We start from the raw sequence: 25,505 nt of genomic DNA, 5'->3' as shown, positions 1-25,505 counted from the left end.
TCAATTTTTAAAAATGACTATAGGTGTATGGACAGAATTATAAACGAGCAGACTTATTCTGCGATTATCAATTATCTTCTGCAGAAAGATACAGGGGTTCAGCTGTTTCATGCTTTGCTGAATGCACAGAAAGCGGAACCAGAAACAACGGCAGAAAAAAAGGAAGGTGAAAGTTAATGGACTATTCGAGAGTAACGCCGCGTTCCAGAAACGGAACGACAGGTATTTCTTATGAAGGAAACATAGGTGCAGGCAAATGCATATGGTGTTCTCCGCCCGACAGGATTGCAGCTGTAAGCGTGTTTGTAAATATTCCGACTGGGGCAAGTGCAACATTTGCAATCGAAGTTACAGGCAACCTTGTAGACAATCTGGGTTCGGATGGGAACGGGTCAAACGGGGCTACGGTGTACTGGTCACCTGTAGAAAGTGACAGTGCAACATATACATCGTCACGCGTGAAGATGATTGCAAACTCTGTAACCGGTATTCGTGTTCGCTGCATAGATTTTAATGCAGGAAAAAGCGGAGCGACCGGAATAAACGTTTGTTTTGTGGGGTAATGTATGGCAAGTGTTATATCAGGAGCGGGAGCGGACAATCTTCTGATCCCGCGCTCTTACAATGAAAAAACAATCAGACTTGAACAGACAGTGGAAAGTACAGAAAGCGGAGGCATAAACACGTGGACTGCAACTTTCCATGACGGACAGCAATCTTTGCTTAATGTGAGAAACGGAAAGCAGGGCGCGACAGGACCACGTGGTGCTACAGGCGCGAAAGGTGATACAGGTGCGCAGGGACCGAAAGGAGCAACAGGCGCTACTGGCGCGAAAGGTGATACTGGACCACGTGGAGCAACAGGTGCACAGGGACCGAAAGGAGCAACAGGTGTGGGAATAAAGACTGTAGAACAGACTACGGCAAGCACTGCTGACGGTGGTACGAACGTTATCACTGTAAAAAAGACAGACGGCACAACAAGCACATTCAGCGTTAAAAACGGTTCCAAAGGAAGCACTGGTGCGACAGGACCACGTGGAGCAACTGGCGCGACAGGGCCACAGGGGCCAAAAGGCGCTACTGGTGCGAAAGGTGATACAGGTGCGCAGGGACCGAAAGGAGCAACAGGCGCTACTGGCGCGAAAGGTGATACTGGAAAAACAGGGCTCGCGTTGACTGTTAACTTTATTGGCAGCTATTCAAAAGACAGTTCCGCTGTAGCAACTACATCACAATTCAACAGAACACCGGTTGTAGGAGAAACTGCATTTAATTTTTGTGCAGGAAACTCTTCGATTTGTTATTGGAAAGTTACTGCGGTAAGCGGAACAAATGTAAGTATTACTTGTACTGCGTCTTATTCAATTAAAGGTGCTACAGGGCCTCAAGGGCCACAGGGAAAGCAGGGTGCGACAGGTGCGACTGGGCCACGGGGAGCAACTGGTGCGACAGGCCCTCAAGGACCACAGGGAAAGCAGGGGGTACCCGGTGTTACTGATGTAGCCACTACTACAAAAGCAGGATTGATGAGTGCAGCAGACAAGACGAAACTGGACAAACTTTGGAAATATGTTACACAATTTCATGGTGAGGTACCTGATATTGCGGCTGGTAGTTATACAACAGAACAGCTTGTAAATATTCTTGTCAATTACATACCTTCAGGAACAACACGAGCCATGCGACCGATAAAAATTGGTTCAGATTATATCAAAGATATTTTCCCAGATTCGTATCATTTTGAGGGTCCGTTAATAGGTTTGTATTATATTCAACTAACAAAAGTAGAAAACTCATCAGGTTTTCGTCCACATTATGAATTAAGGTTCAATTATATTATTGCAGTAGATGGAGTATATTCCACTGCAACAAACAAAACTATTAGACGAACAGTAGTTTACAAAACTCTTGATAATAACAGTCATCACTTTGATGTTGGAGTAAAATTTATATGAAAATATATTATTCAGTTGCCAATTTTATTTCTGAAAAATGGATTTATGATGCAGTTTTAAGCATACTGTCTGTACATATTCATAACCCTGACACCCAGTTTAATATTTATTACGATACGGAAGAAACAAAAGAAACGCTTCTGCAATACCTCGATGGAGTAAATCTTAACTTTATTCTTGATGACTGGAGCGATACTTTTTCAAAAAAACTTACACAATCATATTCTTATACGGGGACAGGAATATATAATCTATTCCGTGCCATGCAGGAAGACAATGATTTTCTTTTCTTTGATACCGATGTATTTTGTTTTGCACCGATAGAATTCAGCAATACAACTGAACTGGCTTGCAAAGCAGTCAAAGGTGATAACGGTCAAACATTTTACACAAGAAGTTTGTGTTATGTCGGGAATATCGTAAATGCTTCTGAAAAACTTGAAAATCTGCCTATTATTGAAACAGGAGCAATTTTTCAAGATGAGATAATTTTGAATGACTGTTTTTCTGATACTTTATCACCACTTGAAATTAAGGGTGTGGCACATCTAGGCAATACTGTACACTTCCAAAAGAAACCAAACTTTGACAAGTCTTTGTTTGAAGAAATCTACAATAAATTAAAATCAAATGAAGATGTATCATCTGTTTTGTATGCAAACTATATGAAAGGAATTGACTGAAATGATTATTTTTTATGATTCAGTAAAACTTAAAGATACAGATGTATCAATGTATGAACCTGTTGACAAAAAAGTCATACTTGACGCTTTTTGTCAGAAAGCACCTGAAGGATTTGAACTTGCAGCTTCAGATATAAGAGACTGTCTTGAACTCTGGGGCAGACCGTTTATGTATATGTCAGACAATAATTGTTTTGATACAGACTATAAAGTAGTAACAAATTACCCTGAAATATATCACGACAGAAGCATGGAACATGCTTTGATTGTGCCGTGACAGGCTGAACTTGCAGCAATGTAAAAATGACTATAAGTGTGGGAGAAACAAGTGAGTACTACTGCGATTATTTCCTGTGCCATTGCGGTGGCAGGATTCATTATATCAATTCTCGGCACAATGGCGCGTCTTTCGGTGAGGTTCGGAAAAATGGAACAGCGTGTTGCAGAAAATGAAAGCCGTGACAAAGAAGAACGTGAAAAAACGCGCGTGAAGTTTGAGGGGCTGTATCATGATGTGAATGTTCACAATACGGCTATTGCGACGCTTTCTACGAAGATTGATTCTATGGCACAGACGGTAGCAGACACAAAAACGGAAGTTCAGCATATGAACCTTAAACTGGACAAAATGATTGAAAGACTTTACGGAGCAACTAAATGTCAAAAACTAGATTAAGAAACGGAATACAGACTTTTTTGTCGGAAGCGGGAGAAGCGGGGTGTTATGCGCTTTGTCTTATTGATATTGCAGAAGAATATTCCGGAAAGCATATTGATGTTCTTGATTCTTTGTTTGACGCGGTAGACAGAGGCTACATTCATTACAACGCGGACGACAGAAACGACGATAACAATTTCTTTGTTGAATACCCGGGATTGTTTCTTGAGATGATGACGGGCGTAAAGTGGGATGTAAGGAAAGAAGCGGCTTTTTACGCAACGAAGGACGGTGAGTATTGTGTTCAAAGGTGGGAACGAAAAAAAACAGGAAATGTTTTGTCTCACTTCCAGCGGAAAGATTTTGAGCCGATTGAAAATTCTCTTACGGCAAAATACGGGAAGATTGCGTCCCAGCGTATTTTAAAGCCGCACAAAAAGGAAGCATAAATGGCAGAGCAGACTTACGAAGAATACAAGAAAATTGAAGAATGTCTTTCTGACGCAGAAAAGAAAAAGTATGTGTCAAGAAAATGGATTTTGACTGTTTGGTGCGGGATTCTTGCAACGCTTGTTGTTGTAATTGAGGGAATTGCCGTTTTTATGGATTTTTCATTGCCGGAGGGATTTACGGGGCTTGGGCTTATGTTTGGGACTGAACTTATTGCCTATATTGGCGGTAATGTTGTTCAGAAAGTTGCAGGAAAAAAGGAAAGAGAACAATGAAATGTAGACGCAAGTCAAAAATATTATTTTACAAAAAGGGAGACAAAATGAGATGTTTAAGAAAATTAGTTTTATGTCTGTTTTTTTTCTTTGCTTCTGTTTGTTTTGCACAGGGTGCAGAAGTACAGAAATCACCCATACAGACATTGTCGACGGAAATTCACGAACAGCTGGAAAACTTGAAGCAACAGTCAACGCACTTGACGGAGCAACTTCTTCTAGCAGAGAACGAATTGGAAAGCTCATCGAAACAAGTAGAAGTATTGAAGACGGAATTGAAAAACTTGAATACCTCTTTACAGGCTACGAACGTGAAGTTGAACGATTACAGTGTGACATTGAGCGTATACGAAAAGAAGCTGGCGACCAGAGCGAAGATAATAACGGTAGCGGCGCTGGCACTTACAATGGCGATAATTATACGAATATGTCTGATATTTTTAAGAATCAAACTCAATGTAAAGATTCCTTATTGGCTGAATCTGATTCTTTGAAACAAAAATGACTATATATATAAGCCCGTGAGAATGGCTCAAAACTTTTCTTACTTCGAAAGCGCTGCAGTGGCGCTCTATAAATCAACTCAAGGAAGGAAAAATGACAAAAGAGTTTTTAACAGGTCTTGGACTTACTGAAGAAGTTATTGCCAAGATTCAGGAAGAAAGCGGCAAGGACATTGAACGCGAAAAAGCAAAGTATTCTGACAGGGACACTCTCAAACAGAATCTTGCAGACGCGACTAAAGAACTTGAAGCATTCAAAGCATTGAAGCCGGAAGACTTGCAAAAGCAGATTGCTGAACTTTCGGAAAAGTTAAAAACACAGGAAGCGGATTCTGCAAAACGTATTGCAGAAATGGAAACACAGGCAAAAGTAAAAGACTATCTTTCTGAAAAGAAGTTTGTCAATTCTATTACGAGAGACGCTATTGCAGGTAAACTTGCAGAAGCTCTGAACGGTAACGAAAGCAAGGGCAAAAGTCTTGACGATATTTTTGGCGGACTGATTAAGGACCAGAAGAACATTTTGCTTGATGAAAACAAACCGTCTCCTCCTACTGTACCGAGTATGACGCAGACTGGAGCTGACAGAAAAGATGACGATGTGGCAAGAACACGCGAAATTATGGGATTGCCGCCGTTAAAATAACAGGAGTAAAAAATGGGAAATGCAGTTGCATTGTTCAAGAAGTATATTTCGCTTCTTGATGAAGTTTACAAGAACGCTTCAAAAAGTGCTGTTCTTGATTCAAATGCTGCCAACATCGCAAACGGTGCCGGCGCAAATGAGTTTATTGTTCCGAAAATCTCTATGCAGGGACTTGCGGACTATTCAAGAAATTCGGGTTACGTTGGAGGCGATGTTACGCTTACCAACGAAACTATCAAGGCAAACTTTGACCGCGGCCGTTCGTTTACGATTGACGCTATGGACAATGAAGAAACAGCCGGTGTTGCTTTCGGACGCCTTTCTTCTGAATTCATTCGTGTAAAGGTTGTTCCTGAAATTGACGCTTTCCGTTTTGCTGTGTATGCAGGAAAAGCAGGTAACTCTGCAAAGGGTGTTCTTGCTACCGGTGAAGATGCAATTAAAGCAATCACTGCTGCAATGAGCAAAATGGACGACGATGAAGTTCCGGAAGAAAGCCGCATTCTTTTTGTGACACCAACAATCAAGAGATTGATTGAAGCAATGGACACAACAAAGAGCCGTGAAATTATCGCAAATTTCGGAAGCCGTCTTGTAACTGTTCCGCAGTCAAGATTCTACACGGCAATTGACCAGCTTGACGGTACTACTTCCGGAGAGACCGAGGGCGGTTATGTAAAACACGCGGCTACTGCAGATCCTGAAACTGCCGCCGGTCAGAACATCAACTTTATGATTGTTGAAAAATCGGCAGTCATTCAGTTTGAGAAACACGTTGTTCCTTCTGTTTTCTCTCCGGAAGAAAACCAGAGCGCGGACGGTTGGAAGTTCAATTACAGAAACTACGCTCTCTGCGATGTTTACGAAAACAAGACTGCGGGTATTTATCTGCATTCTGTAGCGTAAGGAGGCTGACCTATGGCGAAAGTTATAGGTCGGGTTTCTGTACCCGGCAAACCGAAAACAAACGGACCTTCCAAGTCTGATGACAAATCGGACAAAGGAAAGAAATAAAAAAAGGAGGCCTTATTTTGGCACAGTTCGACAATGTAAATTATACTTTCTACTCTTCTACTTTGGGGCGGGCTGTTGTTCCGGATGAGGCTTCCTTTGACCTTTACAAGACTGAAAATATTCTTTTTGTAAAAAATCTTGTTGCTGACGGTCTTGTTTTTGAGCGTGAAGAAAACGGGATTGACAGCGCGGTCTGTATGATGTGTGAAGTTGATTACAAGGCTTCTCTTATTGAAAGCGGTAAGGCTGACAATGCGGTTGCTTCTGAAAGTCTTGGCGCTTATTCCTACTCTACCGGCGGAAAAGTTTTTGATTCTTTTGTTGACAAGAATGCAAAGAGCGTTGCCGAGCAGAAAATGAAGTGGCTCCGCCTTTACTGCGATTATGTTCCTGGAGTGAGATAATGGCAAAACTTATTCCCGAAAAATGGCTTTGCGATAGTGTTCTTGCAGAAAAAAGCTGGACTTATGACGAGGATCGGAACAGAGTACCAGTCTCGGAAAATGTGGCGAATGTTGCGGTAACCAATATAAGAAAGACTATTTCTGACGGTAACGGCGGCAAGATTTTTACTGATTCTATGCTTTTGATTTGTGATGGGCGCGCAAAGTGGGCTGACGGCACTTGTTTTGTTCCGGAAGTTGATATGGGAATTACCTGGACCGGCACAAAGTACACTGTTCAAAGTGTTGTTCCGTTTAAGGTAATGGGAGTTATACACCATTATGAGGCTACTCTTGTATGAATAAGCGCAGAATTGTTTTTTCAAATATTAAAGTTGATGTTGATGAAAAGCGCATTATGGAACGTGTGGCAGAAAATGCAACAATGGCACAGAAAGCGCTCGACAGTCAGGTGCTCAAGGATTCCAATTATTTTATTCCTGTTTACACGGGGACGCTCAAAAAGTCTGGAATTATGAATACTGTTCCGGGAAGCGGTAAAGTTATCTGGCACACACCTTATGCAAAAGCGCAATATTATGGAGATGATTTTGACCATTCAAAGCAGGATAACCCGAACGCGTGTTCACGGTGGTTTGAGGCGGCAAAGGCAAGATTTTTGAAAAAATGGAGAAAACTTATAGATGAATACATCTAAAGCACTCAAGGCTATAAAAAAGCATATTGAAAAGTTTGTTCCGGAAAAGATAAAGATTTTCAATGACATGCGTCCGGAAGGTGAAATTGATTCGATTGTGATTTCTGTTCTGCCTGTTTCTGTACAAGCATTTATTGATGATGAAGCGGACGCTCCGGACAGACGCGTAACGTGCAATATAAACTTTTCTGTATGTATGAAAAACGCAACGACGGCGCGAAACCTTGTTGAAAAAATTGTTACTGACTTAAGCGGAATGACGCTTGTAAGTGAAGACGGAAGCGACATTGATTTTGCAGATGAAGTTACTGCACAGTTTTTGGGGACTGATGAAAAAAAGTATTCAACTTATATTACGGCGATAGACTGCCAGTATGATATAAACGAATTGGAGGAATAAAAAAATGGGTGAACTCATTAAAAAACACAAGATTGCGCTTTTTGTAGGTGACACTGCAGAAGGCAAAACTTCGTGGACAAGAATCAGAAAATCAACTGCGTTCAATCTTTCGATGAATCCGGTTACAAATGAATTTGACTACATAGCGGACGAAACACCGACTACGGAACTTGATCACTATGCACCGAGTTTGAACCAGGCTTTGACTATGTACAAAGGCGAACCGGATTATGAAAAGATTTTTCCGAAGTTCTTCAATATGGACGTTGGAAGCGACGCTTCTATGCCTGTTCTTATTGTGTTCTTTCAGGAAGGATTGGATCCCAAAGCAGAAAAACAAACTCACTTTAAGGCTTGGCAGGCACCGAATGCGCGCTTTGTTGCAAACGAACTTGACAGTGTTGCAGGGACTTTGACTTGTGATTTGTACTTTAACGGCGGCATTGAAAAAGGCTACGTTACTGTTACAGACGGTACTCCGGTCTTTACAGAAGGCTATTATACTGCTGACGGCAGCGGTTTGTAAAAAAAGTTAAAATTAAAAAAAGTGTAAAAAGGCTCTCCTGCTTTGTGCCGGAGGGCTTTTTTTGTTTAAAAATGACTATATGTATATGGGATTAATTGACCTTACAAAAGTTGAAAGCAAACAGGCTCAATGCGTATTGATTGACGGCGTAAGTTACGAAATTCAAACTTCGTTCAGGTACGGTCTTATGTTTTACCGTCTTATGGCTGAAAAAAAATATATGAGTGAATTTATGTTTTTGTATAAGTTTGAAAAACCGAAAGACTTAATAAAAGGTTTTGAGGCTCTGTATGACTTTTATTGTAAAAAAACTGAATTTCCAAAAGAGACTGGCTCAAACGACGATGAAAAAGTTTTTGCTTACACGGCAGACAGCGATTTGATTTATTCTGCCTTTTTGCAATGTTACGGAATAAATCTTTTGAATGCAGATATGCACTGGTATGAGTTTCGCGCTCTTGTTGCGGGGTTGAAAGACTGCAAGCTGACTGATGTTATAGGTTACAGAAGTTTTAATCCTTATGACAGAACAAAATATGAAACAACGATGACACGATTGCGCGAGGCGTGGAGTTTGGACGACGAGCTTACTGATGACGAGCAGGATAAGCTGGACGCGTTTAATGCGCTGTTTTAGTCGGCAAAGCCTTCGACATCATCATCAAGGTGGTTTTTGCACCAATTATAAGCGAGTTTAACAAGGATTGCGGTAATGATTATTGAAATGAAAGTGACCATAATTCACGTTCCTTTTTGGTGTTTTAGTCAATTTTGTTATGCATAAGAAGATAAAGTATGACAATGACAGCAATGCCCGTAAAGAAAATAAAAGAACTCATAGGCAACCTCACTAAAGTGAGTATAGCACAATATAAGGAGAAGTCAAGATAATGGCAGACGACGGAAAAGTAAGCATTGGAACTGAAATTGATACAAGCGGTGCTGAAAAAGGAATTAAAGGATTATCAAATAAATTAAAAAAACTTGGCGACGGCTCGATAGTTAAAGGACTTGGAAACATAGGGATTGCAGGCGGTGCGATAGGAACCGCAATGTCCGCAGCAGCAACAGCTGTTAATAAAGTTGCTTCCGGAATAAAAGCTGTAAATGACGCTTACCGTGTACAGATTGGGGCCGAAACACAGCTTCAAACGGCGTCACAGAATAATCCTTATCTTGACGGAAAGTCTGTAAAAAATCTTAAAGCTTATGCTTCACAACTGCAGTCTGTTTCTACTTTTGGCGATGAAGAACTTCTTCCTTTTATGGCACAGCTTGCCGCAAGCGGAAGAACGGAACAGGAAATTATGGACATTATGGCCGCTTCAATCAATGTTGCTGCAAGCGGTACTATGAGCCTTGAAAGTGCGGTGCGCAATCTTAACAAAACTTATGGAGGACTTTCAGGAGAACTGGGAGAAAGTATTCCGCAAATTAAAGAACTCACAACGGAACAGTTAAAGAACGGTGAGGCAGTAAAGGTTATTGCGGGGCAATACAAGGGTATGGCCGAAAGTGTTGCACAGACAACAGGTTCTTCCCAAAGACTTTCAAATACGTGGGGAGACTTCAAGGAAGCACTTGGAAGAAACTTTGCTCCTGCCGTGGACAATGTAAAAAATTCTGCACAGACACTTCTGACGAATGTTGTTGACGCGATGAACAAGTCTGTTGAAACAAAACAGGCGATTATTGAAGCACAGGCAGAAGGCGTTGAACTTGCAAAGATTCTGGACGGGAAAAACGGCGGAAGCGGAAAGACTGTAGAAGAAGCTGCAAAGGCAGAGAAAGAAGCGAAGGAGAGCGCAAAGAAAGCGGCAAAGGAAGCAAAAAGGGCTGCGGAACAGGCGGCAAAAGAAGCGGCCGCAAGTATTCAGTCAATATTTGCAGAGTCTGCCGGACAGGCACTTCTTAATTCGGGAAAATTTTCTGCAACGGAAATTGAACGAATGTCAGAAGAAATATCGGAAGTTTTTGACTCAATGACTTACAATTACATGCCTCAGGACCAGCTTAATGAGCAGAGAATTTCTGATATTGCAAATTTCTATGACATGACCAGAGAGGATGCAGAAAAGCTTGCATATTATAGCGGCGTTATCAAAGCCAATGAAACCGGAAGATATGACGCCATTGTTGAAGAAACAAAAGCAAAGAAAGAACAGCTGGCTCTTGAAAATGAAGCGCAGAAAAAAGCAGAAGAAACTAAAAAGAGCGAGGCAGAAAAGGCACAGGCCCTTGAAACACGCAATGCATACAGGGCAAAGATAGACGCGGCCATTGCAGAAGAAGCCGAAAACATAAGGCGAGAAGAAATCGCGAGTACAGAGCAGATAGATGAGAAAACAAAGGCGCAGAGAAAATATACAGCGGCGATGGCTGTAGTTCTTGATATGATGAAAGACCCGGCTTTCCAGGGAATGAGTTTTGAAGACGCGGTGGGAAGGCGGCTCAAGATAATTCAGGATCTGGGAAAAGCTGCATCCGAAGTTGAAGACACTACAAAAGAGGCTGAACGCAGTGCGGAGGACGTGAAGTCGCAGTATTCCGAAAGTGCACAGCATAAAGCAAAGAAAGCCGCCCTTGAAGCAGACCTTGCCCTTCTTGATGCAGAACTTGATAAAGAAAAGATTACTGCCGAAGAGAAGGCAAAAATTGACAAAGAGTGGGCAGAAGCACACAAGGCAATTCTTAAGGAAATAGAAGATGCAAATAACGAGTCCCTGGACAAGCAAAGGGAAAAGATTTCGGAAGTTGCAGGAGACATTGCAAGTGTAATGCAGCAGACACAGGATATTGTGGACGGTGCCTGCGAAATGATGAGCGACAATATTTCTGCACAGGCGGACCTTGAAACCGCGGAAGCAGAAAAGAAGTATGCCAGCGGCGAACTGAATGAAGAGGAATACTACGACAGGCTGAATGAGATTCAGAAGAAAGCGGCGCAGGAAGAATACAAGGTTAAAATGGCGCAGTGGACTATGAGTGTAGCGACGGCAACAGCCAACATTGCGGAAGGTATTACAAAGGCGCTTGCACAGGGATACCCTATGGGAATTATTAACGGCGCTCTGATTGGAGTGTCCGGGGCGGTACAGCTTGCTTCCCTTGCACAGTCCAAACCTACACCGCCGAAGTTTGCAACGGGTGGTATTGTTCCTGGTACGAGTTACAGCGGTGACAAAGTTCCCGCTATGGTCAATTCGGGCGAAGGTATATTCACGAAGGGACAGATGAAAGCTCTGGGACTTATGGCAGGCCGCGGACAGGGAATGGACATTACAATCAACAACAGCCAGAGCGACAGGGTAAATGCGATTGCCAGACAGAAAAATGACTATTCTGTTGTGATAGACATACTGGATAAACATATAAACGAAGGCTTTATCAACGGTTCATACGACGGCGGAATAGCAGGTATGAATACAAGACAGGCGGGAACGGTGATATTATGAGTGCGATTGCATGGCCTTCGGGCGTTAACAATAAGGCATACGGAGTAACAGTCGGTTATGTGGGCAACACGCAGTCACAGGAATATGACAGCGGCCGCATTGTCACGTATGCGAGGAATACAAGAACAATAAGAAAATTCTCCGTAAAGTTCAGATGGACAAAAGCAGAGAAAAAACTTTTTGACACATGGTTCAGAATAAGTCTGGGCGGTGGTGCCGGAACATTTTTATTCAGGGACCTTTCGGGCGGTGATTATAATACCGAATACAGATTGTCTTCTGTGCCGGAAGGGAGCGGACAGAGATACAATGAATGGGCTATGGAGTTTACGGAAGCATGACGGAAAGAGATATATACGACGCGCTGGACAAAGGCGGTTCTTTTTCACTGCCGTATCTTGTTCAGTTTATTGCGCCGGGCTATGAGACAATTTACCTGGTAAACAACAATGAAGACGTTGTTTATCTGGGCAAGACGTACAAGGCGGCGGCATTCAAATATACACCGCCAAAGGTCAGGGGCGGAGTTGTTCAGGGCGGAAGCCTTGACGTTTCTGTTGCAGACAATTCTCTTTCTGCATGGGCAGATCTTGCGACACATACGATGTCGGTAAATGCTGTCGGCATTCTCAAAAACGGGACTGACGTAGAACCGCTTTCTTTTTACAGACACCAGTACGGAAGCGTTACCATAAACAACGGATACCAGATGCAGATGAGCTTCACGAATGACGACAGACTTTCGATGACGTTTCCGCCGGTGGTATTTGACAACGAAAACAATCCGGGTAATGCGTAATGACGGCAGATATTGACGACCTTATTGGCATTCCGTACAAGGACCACGGAAGAGACCATAACGGCATGGATTGTTACGGCCTTGCGATAGAAGCAGCTGCAAGATTCGGGTACAAGCTGAATGATGTGGTATATGAAAACCACAATGCGGAACTTGCAGACGTGTACGCCCCCACTCTGAATGTACACAGAATAGAAAAACCGCGGGAAGGTGCGCTTCTGGAGATGACGGCGGATAACGGAAACCTGCATATAGGGATCTGTATTAATAATAAAGAATTCATACATGAAACGCGGAACGGAAGCCGCATAAACAGAATCGGGGTACTCCCGGTAAGGAATATTTATGGCATTGATATACGTTTATAACGGAGTCGGCAAAGACTGCGACATTTACAATAATGACGGAAAAATCTGCGACATTGTAAAAGGCATTGATTTAGAAAAAAGTCTTATTATAAGCAAGGGTGAAAAACTTAAGGCAGATTATGTCGCAAAAAAAGATGACGTTATCTTTATTCGCCGTCTGCCGAAAGACCCCGTCACTGCCATTGTCGTTGGCGGTGCGGCGATACTCGGATTCTGCGCATTCGGTACTGCACTCGAGCAGAAAGACAAGAACGACAAAATGCAGGCAGAAATGGACAAACAGGCTGCAGCTGCAAAGGCGGCGGCAGAGACACGCGCGAAGCTTCCTTTTGTCAAAGGTTCAAAAAACCAGATTGCTACAGGCAATACGCTGCCGTTCATTATAGGCAAGACTCTTATGACGCCGTATCTTCTTTCTTCGCCATTCTATACTTTCGGCGGAGCAAACGGTTCAAAGAGTTATTACAATGCAGTCATGGAAATAGGATATGCAAAAACCGCAATCAACAAAATCTCGCTGGGGACGACGGACCTTAAGTCATGGGCTGACGGAAAATTGAGCGGAACGGCCACCATAGCCGAAGGAACATACGGGGACAGTGAAAACCGCGTTGAAATTATACAGAGCGGAAGCTTCACGCTCGATTCGAGGTTCAACGAGAAATGGGTGAGCAACGAACTTAATACAGAAATACCGCACAGATATTTTGACGGATCTGACGCTGATGAAGGTAAGGAGATACAGGAAGAGTGGGAAGCAGGCGTTGTTGAAAATCTTCCGGAACACGCAATGCAGGTTGAAGTTGTAGTTCTTCTTGACGGTTGCCGTAAATATGACGACGGGTGGAAGAATCAGGACATTACGCTTACAGTGGAATACTGTACAGACGCCAGCAATCCTGTATGGGAAAGGTTCTCGAAAGGTTTTAACCAGAACGGGACATACTCGAATACATTCAGTTACAGAACCAAGAAACAGATGCGCTTTGTTGCAACACAGACATTCACCGCGGAACAGGCGTTCGGCTCGAATATGGCTGTAAGGGTAAAACGCACAACGGCGAAAGCTGAAAGCAATGCAAATGACACGATTTACCTTCTTGCCGTACAGACAAAATGCTATGATGCAAAAAAGAGCAGCAAGTCGGCACTGGTTGCGGCAAAGCCTCTCGAAGACAATCTTTCTGACAAGTGTACGCGCATTGCACTGCGCATGATTGCAAACACAAACACTAAAGACAATCTTGACGCCTTCAATGTGACCTGCACTTCCTACGCAAGAACCTGGAACGGAACATCCTGGAGTACAGACAAAACACCGACGCGGAACCTTGCTTCCTGGGTTCTTGAAGTGCTTACGAGTGATACTCATTCACCGAGCAAATACGAAGACTCGGAACTGGATCTGGACTCTTTTGGCGCGTTCTATGAATATTGTAAGTCAAACAATTTTTATGCAGACGGCGCCATTCTTGACGGCACCACAAAGAAGAATACCATTGAGACACTTTTACAGAATGCAAATGCCGCTCTTGTCTATGACCCGTCTACAGGCAAGATTGAAGTTGTAATAGACAGTGCGCGCTCCTATGCGGTTGCACTTCTTAACAGTGACAATATAATCTCGTTCCAGATGAGCAAGGAGTTCAAAAGACAGACAGACGGAAGACGCTGTACTTATCTTAACTCGGATGCAGAATACAGTTCGGACACAGAAACATTCATGCGTGACGGCGGAGATTATGATCCGGCAACAGACACGCTGACCAAGTTGAGCCGTGACTACATTACAACGCACGACCATATTTACAAGTACGCATGGCGCGAAATGGCGGCAGAAAGTGCACAGCCAAGAACCATGACGGTAAACGTGGGCCCTGTCGGTGCATACTATCCTATTTTTGACTGTGTGGACGTACAGCACAAAGCTCTTGCCATAGGACTTGGAAGTACAACAATAAAGAGCGCGGAGTATTCGGGCGGGGTTCTTTCAAAGATTAACCTTGACGGATTTGTAGACTTCCCTACAGACAGCGCATGTGGAATTATCGTGAATGCGTGCGCAGGAACTGAAAGGGGCGTTCTTTATCTTAAGGTAAGCAATGCGGAAGGCACTGCAAGAACCCATACACTTAAGGTTACAAGTAATGTTTCAATAAGCGACAATGTTCTTCCGGGGCATGGCGATACAATATCTTTCGGCCGGCTCGACACTGACGGAGAGTTTACGCAGATAAGAAGCCGCATGAAGATTATGGACGCGGAACCGAACGGACGGAATTATATTCTTACGCTCAAAGATTATGTTCCCGAAATGTACAAATACGGAACAATACCCGCCTATACATCGAATGTAACAAACAGACCCAATAAGACCGGCGGAACAACAGACCAGAGCAATATTCTTGACGGTGTAATAAAGGCTGCCGAACAGGCAGCAGAAAAGGGCGGAATTGATGCGGCGCAGGAAGCCGTCAACGCAATGACCCACGGCAACCATTTTACGAATGTGCACAAAATAGACTTTGACGGAACATCTGTTGACGCTATTCTTGCCAAGGTAGATGAAGCGCTGAAAACTGCCAATTCAATGACAGAAATCAAAGACGAGGATATGAACGTCGTCATGGACGAAGCAAAGACGAGTATATCTACTCTGAAACAGACTGCGACAGAAATATCGGCTACCGTTGCAACAAAGGCTGACCAGTCGGCACTGGATAAAGCGAATACGAATATATCTACTCTGCAACAGACTGCGACAGAAATATCGGCTACCGTTAAGACAAAGGCTGACCAGTCGGACTTGGAAGACGCAAACACAAACATATCTACTCTACAGTCAACAGTTTCTGTACAGAGCTCATACGTTGGTGCTATGGTCCGAGGCGGTGGCAAGGAAGGGCATATGTCGCTTTCTCTTGAACTGCCTGTTGTTATTGACTCTGACACGCGTGCCAAAATGGTGAAGAAATCTTCGGAATCGGCTGTTGCGGCAGTGTATGAACAGCTTGCAGACGCGTCGGGCACTGCGATTAAAGGTAGTTACGCAATCAAAGCGAATGCTGACCCGGAGGCGGCAGTCAAGCCACTGTGGGACGCGTGTGTCAAAGGCGGCCTTCTTGCCAGCCAGATTGAACTAACCGCAGACCAGATAAAGGTTGCTGTTGGGGAACTTAATATTGACGCAAAACAGGTTGTATTTAACAACGGCGGAACTTCGACATCGATAATTGACGGCGGGAAAATCAAAACAGAACTTCTTTCGGCTGATGATATTCAGACACTTGCTTTCAAAACAAAGGATGCAGAAATAGAAAAGTCTCTTACAATGGGAACCACAGGACTTATTCAGACAAAGGATTTCGTAAGCGGTGCTGCTTCCGGATTTATGCTGAACGGAGAGACCGGGCAGATTGAATGCAACAATCTTGTTGCGAACGGGGGAAATTTCAAAGAGTTATTGTCAATTGTTGTGGATTGAAAAAAAGTGTCTTTTCATCAGGCAGCCTTCATTTGTTCACCGTCCACAAAAATTATATTTTTGGCGACAAGTTCAAGTTGTTTAAATCCCCTGAGCCGTCGCCAGTTTTTCTCTGCCTGAAGACAAAGCTTGAAAGCCATTGCAACAGAAGCAGCGGAAGAGCCGTTTCCTTTTGTTGACTTGTGGCGCAACCTGACTGTTGCAAATGTCGATTCAATCGGATTCGACGTTCTAATGTGAGCCCAATGTTCCGCCGGATAATCATAAAAGCGGAACAAATCCTCCTTGTCTTTTTCAAGACATTCCGTTGCCTTCGGATATTTTTTTCCGAAAGTTTCTATAAATAAGTCGTAGGCTTTCAAGGCGTTTGCACGTTTGTCTGCCTGCCACATATCCCGAATCATTTTTGTGGCCTGAGTCTGCACACAGTCAGGCAATTTGTCCAGAATGTTCATGGACTTGTGGAACCAGCATCTCTGAATTTTTAGCTGGCCCCAGATTTCATCAACTGCATTTTGAAACCCAAGCGCTCCGTCGCAGACTGCCAATTTTGGTGCTTTTGTCAGTCCGCGGAATTTCAAATCAAGCAAAACTCCACGCCAACTTTCCGTTGACTCGCGAATTCCGGCCTGTACAGCCACAAGTTCTTTTTTGCCTTCAACAGTTACGCCAATTATTACCAGAAGGCAGGTCTTTTCACCGTCAAGCCGGGACTTTACGTAAATTCCGTCTGCCCAAACATAAACGTATTCCTTTCCGGAAAGATCTCGTTTGCGCCATTCGTCATATTCAGCCTGCCATTTTACAGTAAGCTTTGTTATGACTGACGGACTCAGGCCCTTTGCTTCTTTACCAAGAACATCATGGAGCATGGCTGAAAACTTGTTTGAAGAAATTCCTGCAAGGTAGGCAGCGGAAAGTATTGCTTCTACTGTCGGAGTTTTTCTTGCAAACGGAGGAAGGACTTTGCTTACAAAGCGATCCTTTTCTTCAAGTGCACGGTCATCAACTCTGGGAAGCCTGACTGTAACGTAACCGTTTGTAGTAAGAATTGTCCGTTCTTTGTGAAAGCCGTTTCTTACTACAAGTTTGTTTCCGGTTTTGTCTACGATAGAAGAAGTTTTATTAAGAAAACGCTGAACTTCATCCTCGTAAAGACTTTCAATTACTTCACGTGCTCTTGCGCGGATTGCTTTTTCAAGCAAATCAATCGTTGGACTATTGGAATTTTCTTCAATTTCCAGTATTCTTTTCATAAGAGGTCTCCTTCGGTGTTTATTTTTTTTTCCAAAGAAAACTATACCTTAGACAGACCTCTTTTTCTATGCCTTCTCAGGCAATCCACAACTTTTGATTATAACTCAATTTCAAAGGCTCAATTATGCAAGGAACCAATTTTTGGGTTGCTACTAGAATCGTAATACAAAAGAAGTTGAACGCCGATACATGGAAAATCACTTGCTCTAATTCAATCTATGAAGGAATATATAGGTTTTCTAAGGGAATATATGTAATACCTATTCCAACACCAGACTTAGTAAGAGGCGCACCACGCCTTATTACACATTACTGCGGAGACAAGGAAGTTAATAACAACGGGACAGCTCCTGTGCTTAGTAATATTGCCAGTTATAAACCTGGAAATACAGACCCTCGATTCCAAATAAATGCAAGGTCGGGAATCCCTTTATATCAGTTTTTACCTGACGGTAGTCAAGTCAAATATCTTCCATTATATTTTACTGACAATAACGGAGATGTGTACATAGACCCTGTATATTTTATAGGAACATTAATTTATGTGTAAAAACTTATCTTTTGCCGGAAAAAGAAACCGTGTTAGAAAGTTATTCATTAGAAAGAGCGACATTCAAACTTTAGGATTTACCAAGTAGAACCTGTTGAAAAAAATGGTAAATAAATAATTTTGATAAAATCCGCTTGACAAATAAATCAAGATACAATATACTTATATTTGTCAGGAGGTAAAGCGATGGCTCAAAGCCTTTTTGAGAACCTTGTGTTGCCAATCCTTGCAGGTGTTATAACTTACCTAATCTGCAAATGGATTGACAAAAGGTTCAAGTAAAACAAGCAAATTGCGGGATAAATACCCGCCTTGCTTTTAATCAATTTTAATAAGTTTGGAGGTAATATGTCAATTTTAAAAGGTATTATTATTGGTATTATAATTGGGTTAATTGTATTTTTTGTAATTAAAAAAGGTAAAAAAAATGAATAATCACGGTGGAAGTAGGCACGGTTCCGGACGACCAAAGGGGAGTTTAAATAAAACTCAAAAAGAAGATAAAAAAGAAGAATGTATTTATGTAAGGTGTACTACTGAAGAAAAAACAAAGCTTCAACAGCTTGCAAAAGAAAATAATCTTTCTGTAAGTAAATACATTCTTGAAAAATGTTTTAATTAAATTTGTATTGCTTTTACCAACTGACACAGCCGCACGAAAAATGCGGCTGTTTTTTTTTAATTATTTTTTGCAAGGTAAATTATATATTCTGTTAATTTCATATTTGCTTTTGCAACCGTTTTTTTTAATTGTTTTTACTCATTCCAATGAAATCTCAGAACAAAAAAGTTTTTGAATAAATCTTGATTTGCTATTGACAAAATTAAACAAATAGTATAATATAGAATTATCAAGAGTTGATCAGGAGGTAATAAAATATGACAATCCTTGAAAAAGTTCTTACGGTGTTCGCACTGGTCGAAACAATAACGAACATCGTAAGATTTATTCTTGAGTTGATTGACCGATACAAGAAACGGTAATCAACAAGGGCAAGTTTCGTAGACTTGCCCTTATATTATATTGTTATTTATAAGGAGCGTCAATTATGAGTAATTCGTTACAAATTATTTTGTGTATTTTGTTTGCTTTGTCAACAATATGCACTGTTACAAGAATAATTCTAAAAATTAAGGATAAGAAAAATGGAAACAGTTGAACATAAAAACTGGGGCGGTAGAGTTATAATCAAAAGTTGTGGATTGCCTGAGAAGGCATAGAAAAAGAGGTCTGTCTAAGGTATAGTTTTCTTTGGAAAAAAAAATAAACACCGAAGGAGACCTCTTATGAAAAGAATACTGGAAATTGAAGAAAATTCCAATAGTCCAACGATTGATTTGCTTGAAAAAGCAATCCGCGCAAGAGCACGTGAAGTAATTGAAAGTCTTTACGAGGATGAAGTTCAGCGTTTTCTTAATAAAACTTCTTCTATCGTAGACAAAACCGGAAACAAACTTGTAGTAAGAAACGGCTTTCACAAAGAACGGACAATTCTTACTACAAACGGTTACGTTACAGTCAGGCTTCCCAGAGTTGATGACCGTGCACTTGAAGAAAAGGATCGCTTTGTAAGCAAAGTCCTTCCTCCGTTTGCAAGAAAAACTCCGACAGTAGAAGCAATACTTTCCGCTGCCTACCTTGCAGGAATTTCTTCAAACAAGTTTTCAGCCATGCTCCATGATGTTCTTGGTAAAGAAGCAAAGGGCCTGAGTCCGTCAGTCATAACAAAGCTTACTGTAAAATGGCAGGCTGAATATGACGAATGGCGCAAACGAGATCTTTCCGGAAAGGAATACGTTTATGTTTGGGCAGACGGAATTTACGTAAAGTCCCGGCTTGACGGTGAAAAGACCTGCCTTCTGGTAATAATTGGCGTAACTGTTGAAGGCAAAAAAGAACTTGTGGCTGTACAGGCCGGAATTCGCGAGTCAACGGAAAGTTGGCGTGGAGTTTTGCTTGATTTGAAATTCCGCGGACTGACAAAAGCACCAAAATTGGCAGTCTGCGACGGAGCGCTTGGGTTTCAAAATGCAGTTGATGAAATCTGGGGCCAGCTAAAAATTCAGAGATGCTGGTTCCACAAGTCCATGAACATTCTGGACAAATTGCCTGACTGTGTGCAGACTCAGGCCACAAAAATGATTCGGGATATGTGGCAGGCAGACAAACGTGCAAACGCCTTGAAAGCCTACGACTTATTTATAGAAACTTTCGGAAAAAAATATCCGAAGGCAACGGAATGTCTTGAAAAAGACAAGGAGGATTTGTTCCGCTTTTATGATTATCCGGCGGAACATTGGGCTCACATTAGAACGTCGAATCCGATTGAATCGACATTTGCAACAGTCAGGTTGCGCCACAAGTCAACAAAAGGAAACGGCTCTTCCGCTGCTTCTGTTGCAATGGCTTTCAAGCTTTGTCTTCAGGCAGAGAAAAACTGGCGACGGCTCAGGGGATTTAAACAACTTGAACTTGTCGCCAAAAATATAATTTTTGTGGACGGTGAACAAATGAAGGCTGCCTGATGAAAAAGACACTTTTTTTCAATCCACAACAATTGACAATAACTCGGGGCGGTAAAAGAAGTGGACAAGGCAGACCTAAGGGGAGCCAAACTGCTTCAAAATCAAAAACTGGTTATAATACCGGGCGAATAGTTATATCTTGCCTTGAAAGTGAAGTAGAAGAGATTAAAAAACTCGCGGCGGCTTCTGGCAAGTCAGTAAGTAGATTTATTATTGATTCAATATTAAACTAATCAATTGCCCCGGAATTGCCCGGGGCTTTTTTACACGCACACGCAGTTTGTATGCATGTCTGCGTCCAGTGTCTTTGCAAGAAGTTCATATTCTGTGTTTGACAATGTGTCTCCGTATGTACGCTGGAGTCCGTCCTGGAGTCTTGCACGGCGCCAGGAATTGTGCCAGAAGACACGGAAGCCGTTTCTGTAACTGATTGAAAGATTGATTTTCTCTCCGCCCCATGAAAGACCGTCTATCTTGAAATCGTGCTCACAGTAAGAGAATATACCGTCATGCCTTGTTGTTACTTCTTTGTGGACTGAAAAGAGGTCTTCAAGGTCAATGTCTGACGGTGGAGTTATGTACCGTTCCTCTTCTTCGAGGGGATCTATTGAAAAGTATTTGTTCCACCATTCGCATATATCCTGGGAAAAACCATTTGCCTTTTCGATTGTACTTATTCCGCGCCTTTTGAACATCATGGGAAGATTAAGCTGCAGAGTCTGCCACATACGCTCAACACGGCCTTTTGCCTCGGGAGAAAGTGCAAAGATTGTTTTTATTCCGAGTTTTTCGCAGATTTTCATGTATTCGGTTTTGTGTTCTTTGGCATATTCAATTCTTTCTTCTACCGACATTTTGGCATTGTTTCTTGCAACAGAAATGAAGTTCCTTGACCAGTCGGTATAGAAGGATTCCGGAAGTACATGCTTTTCTGCCATTTGATGGAAAAGTTCAAAATAAGACATTCGGGATTCGGCAATACTGAAATGAATTCCCAAAAGGGAGTGGGATGCGTCGTCTATAGCACCCACTGCAGTAACTTTTGTTCCGTCCATAAAGAAATCATAGGGGGTTCCGTCTACCTGTACAAGACTTCCTTTGTGTTTTCTTTCCGGGCGCGGGCGGTGACTGGCTTTTGTAGGCTGCACTTTTCTTGCTTTGGGGGATTTTATTCCTGCTTCTTTTAATGCAGAAACTACTACGCGTGCAGAACAGTTGATATGGTAAAAGTCTTTTATGTCACGTGCAAAATTGGCGAATGTTGCTGTACAACCTTCATCTTTATACAGCTGAACAATTTTATCGCGAAGGTTCTGCTTTACGCGGTTTTTGTTGTAATGAAGCCCTTTGTGCCCGTTGACAAAGAATGAGTCTCCTTCCTTCCTGTATCTGGAAACCAAAACAGAACAGTGCTGTACTGTCATATGAAGATAAAAGGCAAGTTCCTTGTTTGTGATTTTCCCGGCTGCACGAAGCGGAATGTATTTCTTTTTAAGTTCAAGCAGATTCGGTCTTTTCATATTTCCTCCAAAAAAGACCCACCCGGTTCAATTTTCGAACACATATAGAAAAAACTTTAGTAAATTTTGTTAATTTTTAAATAAAGGGGGTTGACAGATAAAAAAGTTTATTTTGTTTAATCATTTATAATTGTATTTTGGTTTTAAAATTTTAATAATTCAAATATTTTTTTTTCATAAGATTCTCTTCCAAATTTTTCTTTTATTATAGAATGAATTTCACTTCTTTTGAATGTAAACTTCTGTTTTAATTGTGATATTTGATTTAGTAAATATGGTATATCATTGCTTTCTATAATTTTACACATTTTTAAATTTCTTAATTCTTTTCCAATTGCCCAAGATGTACCAATAACAGGAGTTCCACAACTAAGACTTTCCAAAGTAGACATAGAAAAACCTTCATATTTTGTTGGAAAATAAAAAACATCTCCTGAATTATAAAAATTCACTATTTCATCAGGAGAAAGATTAATATGGAGAAAAGTTTTTTTATGATTGTCAAAAATATCTGTATTTTTCGTATGGCATGCAATATGTAGTTCATAATTTAATTCTGAATGAGAATCTAAATATTTTGATAATTTTTCTAATTCAGAAATTCCTTTTCTTTGCTCGGTTCGTCCTACGAAAAGAATTTTTATTTTATTTTCTTTATTGTTATATTCATTTTTCGGGTAAAAAAATGAATCATTAACAAAATTATTCAAAACCTTTATTTTTGCTGTTGGAATATTATATAATTTTATTAATTCATCTTTTACATTTTCTCCTACAGCAATGTTTAATTTTGCGATTTTGGCACTTATTTTCTCCATTGTTCCAATCCGTTTTGAATATACAGGATCTCCACCAATATGATTTTGAATACCTTTCATAGTTCCATGATGAAATGTTATATCACATGGGAAAAGAAAAGAATGCCACGAAGTTCCTATTACAAAATTGTGAGGAATAAAAAATAATTTTAAACTTACTATTATAGATTGAAGAATCCAATTTCCATGTTTAAAAGGTTTTTTTGTGCCTGTTATTACTTTAACTTTATATTTCGAACATAAAATTTCATATAAATATTGATTTACTCTTTCGAGGCCACCTATATTTTTTAGTCCATGTATTGAAGCTATTAGGATAGTTTTCATTTTTGTTTCCTTCTCTTTCTGAGTTTGTATAAAATAAAAGCTGGAATATATAATCTATATTCAATTAAAACTAAATACAATTTCATTAATTTAGTTTGTGCAAATTTTAATGTTGATTTATTTACATCTAAAAAATTTTTATTATAAATTTTACATCCAATAATAAAATCTTTTATTGAGTAATCATAATCAGGATTAATTTGAGCAAATTTTGCTTTTGATTTTATTTTCTGTAATACTTCTGGTTCTTCTTTTTTTTCTGTATATAAATTATCCAATAAGGAAATGGATTTTATATAGTCAATTCTATTTTTATATGACATGGTTTGTGTTACTGATGTTTTTCTGCAAAGATAATTATATCCACAGAATGGTAAAAAAATTATTTTTTTCGACAAATAAATAAGATTAAAACTTAACCATGAATCCTCTGAAAAAGTAATGCCGTTTATTTGATTTATATCAATTTCACTAAATAAATTTTTTTTATAACATTTGTTCCATAATAAAAAAGTTAATTCCATTTGATCAGTAAGTAATTGTTTAATACTTAATGTATTGGAAGGAATTACCTCTTTAATAACACATCCATCAGTTTCTGTTATTCTTTTAAAACCAAAAATTAATAAATCAGGCTGTTGTTCCTGTATTTTGTAAAATAATTTTTCTAAAAGAGTTTGATTATATTTATCATCTGAATCAAGGAATAGAATGTATAAGCCTTTACTATTTTCTATTCCTGTTTTTCTTGCGATAGAAACGCCTTCATTTTTTTTATGGATCACTTTAAATCTTTTATCTTCTTTTGAAATTGAATCACAAATTAAATTTGATCCATCAGTTGAACCGTCATCTACTAAAATACACTCAAACTCAGAATAAGTTTGAATTAAAAGACTATTTATACATGTTTTGAGATATTTTTCGACATTGTAAACCGGTACGATTATTGAGAAATAAGTCATAGTTTTATCGCCCGAAAAAATATTTTAAATTAAAAATATAAATATTTACGAATGTTTTTTTATTCATGCTGCAAATTCCTTATGTGTTTGGGAGTAAGCAGCATTAATGTAATTAGATATTATCCATTTATTTGTATAGCTGTGGGGGGGGGTATTTATATAGGCTTCTTCCGGATAAACATCGTTTGTTTTGAACGGCTTTGCTAATTTAAAAATAGACAGAAACTTTTTTAGGTGTATTTTAAACAGCAATTTCTTATTTGATTCAAAACGACTTTTGAGCTTTTCATTCTGCCATACAGAGATGTTGTGAAATTCCAACCATTGTGTTAGATATGGAATAGTACTTTCCTTGAACCAGGGTTTGTCGCATCCTGAAAAATGAACAAAAGTTGGGTTCTCTATTGCATCTTTTACCTGCGGCCATCTCTTTTTTTCTATTGTGTCTGTTGTATATAAAGAAACAGGGTATTTTTTTGGATTAACCCAGAAATAATATCTAAAAAATGCACGCTGACAATTATATTTTAAAGGCATGTATTGAATTTTACCTTCGTGTAATTTATTAACTGCATCCTGGTCATGGCATACACAGAGTTCCGGATTTTTTGTGACAAAGGAAAGAAGTTTTTCTGTTTCATTGTTTTTTCGCCAGTAATCCAGGTTTATATACATTACTCCGGCATTAAAATAGTCATTTGAAAAGTCCAAATCAAGTCTGTTGTATTTTGAAATTTCTTTTGTTTTTTCATCTATTACCATTGCTTCTGGTATATTTTCAATATCAATATTAAAGATATCAGAAAAATCATTGCAACAGAGCATATCACAATCTAAATATAAAACTCTATCAACATTCGGTAAAAGTTCCGGTATAAAAAATCTGTAATAGGTTTCTACAGAAAGTCTTTCTCCTTCACGTACAATTAACTTGCTGTCATAACTGGAATCTACTTTGTGAAATTCTATCTGTGCATTTGAATACGAAGAAACTGTCTGTTTAAGTTTATCAATATTTTCTTCTGTAAGGTCTCTGTGAAGTACATGAAAGCAAAGCGGGAACTTATTGTAGTGCAAAATTGAAAGTATAAAAACGCCGCACGGCATTGTAAATTTATTGTTGATGCAAAAAGCTATATGAAACATGATTTAACCTCATAGCAATTTTACCAACAAATATGATATAAATCAACCTATGTTTATACTGAATTAATTCTCATTT

The 25,505-nt window shown here is 40.2% G+C and carries 31 protein-coding genes; 26 read left to right on the top strand and 5 right to left on the bottom strand.

Annotated elements, in window-relative coordinates:
• Positions 1-27: 27 nt before the first annotated feature.
• The 22 genes from IWA51_RS07085 (at position 28) to IWA51_RS06970 (ending at position 16,320) form a co-directional block, all read left to right on the top strand.
• Complete coding sequence (locus IWA51_RS07085; protein ID WP_198441914.1) at positions 28-177, top strand: hypothetical protein; 150 nt, start codon at positions 28-30, stop codon at positions 175-177.
• Positions 177-563 (top strand): hypothetical protein, encoded by a 387-nt coding sequence (locus IWA51_RS07080; RefSeq protein ID WP_198441913.1) that lies wholly within the window; start codon positions 177-179, stop codon positions 561-563. The genes IWA51_RS07085 and IWA51_RS07080 overlap by 1 nt, the downstream gene beginning before the upstream one ends.
• 3 nt (positions 564-566) lie before the next feature.
• Positions 567-1,958 carry a collagen-like domain-containing protein gene (locus tag IWA51_RS12790; protein WP_215905253.1) on the top strand — a complete coding sequence of 464 codons (1,392 nt, stop codon included), beginning with the start codon at positions 567-569 and terminating at the stop codon, positions 1,956-1,958.
• Complete coding sequence (locus IWA51_RS07060; protein WP_198441912.1) at positions 1,955-2,641, top strand: hypothetical protein; 687 nt, start codon at positions 1,955-1,957, stop codon at positions 2,639-2,641. Before IWA51_RS12790 ends, IWA51_RS07060 begins: the two co-directional genes overlap by 4 nt.
• Before the next feature lies 1 nt (position 2,642).
• Complete coding sequence (locus tag IWA51_RS07055) at positions 2,643-2,918, top strand: hypothetical protein (protein ID WP_198441911.1); 276 nt, start codon at positions 2,643-2,645, stop codon at positions 2,916-2,918.
• A gap of 51 nt (positions 2,919-2,969) precedes the next feature.
• Entirely contained in the window at positions 2,970-3,317 is a 348-nt protein-coding gene (locus IWA51_RS07050) for a hypothetical protein (protein WP_198441910.1), read from the top strand.
• A complete protein-coding gene (locus tag IWA51_RS07045) occupies positions 3,299-3,748 on the top strand; it encodes a hypothetical protein (RefSeq protein WP_198441909.1) in 450 nt (149 codons plus the stop codon). Before IWA51_RS07050 ends, IWA51_RS07045 begins: the two co-directional genes overlap by 19 nt.
• A complete protein-coding gene (locus IWA51_RS07040) occupies positions 3,749-4,024 on the top strand; it encodes a hypothetical protein (protein ID WP_198441908.1) in 276 nt (91 codons plus the stop codon).
• 52 nt (positions 4,025-4,076) lie between these two features.
• Complete coding sequence (locus tag IWA51_RS07035; RefSeq protein WP_215905252.1) at positions 4,077-4,529, top strand: hypothetical protein; 453 nt, start codon at positions 4,077-4,079, stop codon at positions 4,527-4,529.
• Between the two features lie 92 nt (positions 4,530-4,621).
• Positions 4,622-5,173: a phage scaffolding protein gene (locus IWA51_RS07030; protein WP_198441906.1), complete on the top strand. Its 552-nt coding sequence runs from the start codon at positions 4,622-4,624 to the stop codon at positions 5,171-5,173.
• A 12-nt stretch (positions 5,174-5,185) separates the two neighbouring features.
• Positions 5,186-6,079 carry a hypothetical protein gene (locus IWA51_RS07025; RefSeq protein WP_198441905.1) on the top strand — a complete coding sequence of 298 codons (894 nt, stop codon included), beginning with the start codon at positions 5,186-5,188 and terminating at the stop codon, positions 6,077-6,079.
• A gap of 125 nt (positions 6,080-6,204) precedes the next feature.
• Positions 6,205-6,591, top strand: a complete 387-nt coding sequence (locus IWA51_RS07020; RefSeq protein WP_198441904.1) for a hypothetical protein — start codon at positions 6,205-6,207, stop codon at positions 6,589-6,591.
• A complete protein-coding gene (locus IWA51_RS07015) occupies positions 6,591-6,932 on the top strand; it encodes a hypothetical protein (protein WP_198441903.1) in 342 nt (113 codons plus the stop codon). Before IWA51_RS07020 ends, IWA51_RS07015 begins: the two co-directional genes overlap by 1 nt.
• A complete protein-coding gene (locus IWA51_RS07010; RefSeq protein WP_198441902.1) occupies positions 6,929-7,288 on the top strand; it encodes a minor capsid protein in 360 nt (119 codons plus the stop codon). Before IWA51_RS07015 ends, IWA51_RS07010 begins: the two co-directional genes overlap by 4 nt.
• A complete protein-coding gene (locus IWA51_RS07005) occupies positions 7,275-7,688 on the top strand; it encodes a hypothetical protein (protein ID WP_198441901.1) in 414 nt (137 codons plus the stop codon). Before IWA51_RS07010 ends, IWA51_RS07005 begins: the two co-directional genes overlap by 14 nt.
• Positions 7,689-7,692: 4 nt before the next feature.
• A complete protein-coding gene (locus IWA51_RS07000; RefSeq protein ID WP_198441900.1) occupies positions 7,693-8,214 on the top strand; it encodes a hypothetical protein in 522 nt (173 codons plus the stop codon).
• 79 nt (positions 8,215-8,293) lie between these two features.
• The gene (locus IWA51_RS06995) at positions 8,294-8,851 is read left to right on the top strand and encodes a Gp15 family bacteriophage protein (protein ID WP_215905251.1); all 558 of its coding nucleotides are present in this window, start codon (positions 8,294-8,296) and stop codon (positions 8,849-8,851) included.
• Between the two features lie 253 nt (positions 8,852-9,104).
• Positions 9,105-11,669: a hypothetical protein gene (locus tag IWA51_RS06990; RefSeq protein ID WP_198441898.1), complete on the top strand. Its 2,565-nt coding sequence runs from the start codon at positions 9,105-9,107 to the stop codon at positions 11,667-11,669.
• Positions 11,666-12,010, top strand: a complete 345-nt coding sequence (locus tag IWA51_RS06985; protein ID WP_198441897.1) for a hypothetical protein — start codon at positions 11,666-11,668, stop codon at positions 12,008-12,010. The genes IWA51_RS06990 and IWA51_RS06985 overlap by 4 nt, the downstream gene beginning before the upstream one ends.
• Positions 12,007-12,468 carry a hypothetical protein gene (locus IWA51_RS06980; protein WP_198441896.1) on the top strand — a complete coding sequence of 154 codons (462 nt, stop codon included), beginning with the start codon at positions 12,007-12,009 and terminating at the stop codon, positions 12,466-12,468. Before IWA51_RS06985 ends, IWA51_RS06980 begins: the two co-directional genes overlap by 4 nt.
• On the top strand, positions 12,468-12,836 hold the full coding sequence (locus tag IWA51_RS06975) for an NlpC/P60 family protein (protein ID WP_198441895.1): 369 nt from the start codon (positions 12,468-12,470) through the stop codon (positions 12,834-12,836). The genes IWA51_RS06980 and IWA51_RS06975 overlap by 1 nt, the downstream gene beginning before the upstream one ends.
• Entirely contained in the window at positions 12,814-16,320 is a 3,507-nt protein-coding gene (locus IWA51_RS06970) for a phage tail protein (RefSeq protein ID WP_198441894.1), read from the top strand. Before IWA51_RS06975 ends, IWA51_RS06970 begins: the two co-directional genes overlap by 23 nt.
• Positions 16,321-16,337: 17 nt before the next feature.
• Here the strand turns inward: IWA51_RS06970 and IWA51_RS06965 are convergent, their stop codons facing one another.
• On the bottom strand, positions 16,338-17,576 hold the full coding sequence (locus tag IWA51_RS06965; RefSeq protein ID WP_198441892.1) for an IS256 family transposase: 1,239 nt from the start codon (positions 17,574-17,576) through the stop codon (positions 16,338-16,340).
• Positions 17,577-17,701: 125 nt separating this feature from the next.
• Here IWA51_RS06965 and IWA51_RS12570 point away from each other — a divergent pair, with 125 nt between their 5' ends.
• The 4 genes from IWA51_RS12570 (at position 17,702) to IWA51_RS06950 (ending at position 20,886) form a co-directional block, all read left to right on the top strand.
• Positions 17,702-18,127: a hypothetical protein gene (locus IWA51_RS12570; protein ID WP_215905250.1), complete on the top strand. Its 426-nt coding sequence runs from the start codon at positions 17,702-17,704 to the stop codon at positions 18,125-18,127.
• A 427-nt stretch (positions 18,128-18,554) separates the two neighbouring features.
• Complete coding sequence (locus tag IWA51_RS06960; RefSeq protein ID WP_198441893.1) at positions 18,555-18,749, top strand: plasmid mobilization protein; 195 nt, start codon at positions 18,555-18,557, stop codon at positions 18,747-18,749.
• A 665-nt stretch (positions 18,750-19,414) separates the two neighbouring features.
• Positions 19,415-20,653 carry an IS256 family transposase gene (locus IWA51_RS06955; RefSeq protein ID WP_198441892.1) on the top strand — a complete coding sequence of 413 codons (1,239 nt, stop codon included), beginning with the start codon at positions 19,415-19,417 and terminating at the stop codon, positions 20,651-20,653.
• Positions 20,653-20,886, top strand: coding sequence for a ribbon-helix-helix domain-containing protein (locus tag IWA51_RS06950; RefSeq protein ID WP_198441891.1), 234 nt, complete (start codon positions 20,653-20,655; stop codon positions 20,884-20,886). Before IWA51_RS06955 ends, IWA51_RS06950 begins: the two co-directional genes overlap by 1 nt.
• Positions 20,887-20,916: 30 nt before the next feature.
• Here IWA51_RS06950 and IWA51_RS06945 read toward each other — a convergent pair whose 3' ends face one another.
• The 4 genes from IWA51_RS06945 to IWA51_RS06930 all read right to left on the bottom strand — a co-directional run bounded on the left by IWA51_RS06945 (position 20,917) and on the right by IWA51_RS06930 (position 25,429).
• Complete coding sequence (locus IWA51_RS06945) at positions 20,917-22,173, bottom strand: hypothetical protein (RefSeq protein ID WP_198441890.1); 1,257 nt, start codon at positions 22,171-22,173, stop codon at positions 20,917-20,919.
• Between the two features lie 143 nt (positions 22,174-22,316).
• Positions 22,317-23,318, bottom strand: a complete 1,002-nt coding sequence (locus tag IWA51_RS06940) for a glycosyltransferase family 4 protein (protein ID WP_198441889.1) — start codon at positions 23,316-23,318, stop codon at positions 22,317-22,319.
• The gene (locus IWA51_RS06935; RefSeq protein ID WP_198441888.1) at positions 23,315-24,283 is read right to left on the bottom strand and encodes a glycosyltransferase family 2 protein; all 969 of its coding nucleotides are present in this window, start codon (positions 24,281-24,283) and stop codon (positions 23,315-23,317) included. Before IWA51_RS06935 ends, IWA51_RS06940 begins: the two co-directional genes overlap by 4 nt.
• Before the next feature lie 63 nt (positions 24,284-24,346).
• The gene (locus IWA51_RS06930; RefSeq protein ID WP_198441887.1) at positions 24,347-25,429 is read right to left on the bottom strand and encodes a glycosyltransferase family 8 protein; all 1,083 of its coding nucleotides are present in this window, start codon (positions 25,427-25,429) and stop codon (positions 24,347-24,349) included.
• Positions 25,430-25,505: the final 76 nt, after the last annotated feature.

It is taken from the genome of Treponema peruense (assembly GCF_016117655.1).
GTDB lineage: Bacteria > Spirochaetota > Spirochaetia > Treponematales > Treponemataceae > Treponema_D > Treponema_D peruense.
The sequence above is the reverse complement of the archived record's forward strand: the minus strand, read 5'-3'. Positions and strand labels throughout refer to the sequence as shown.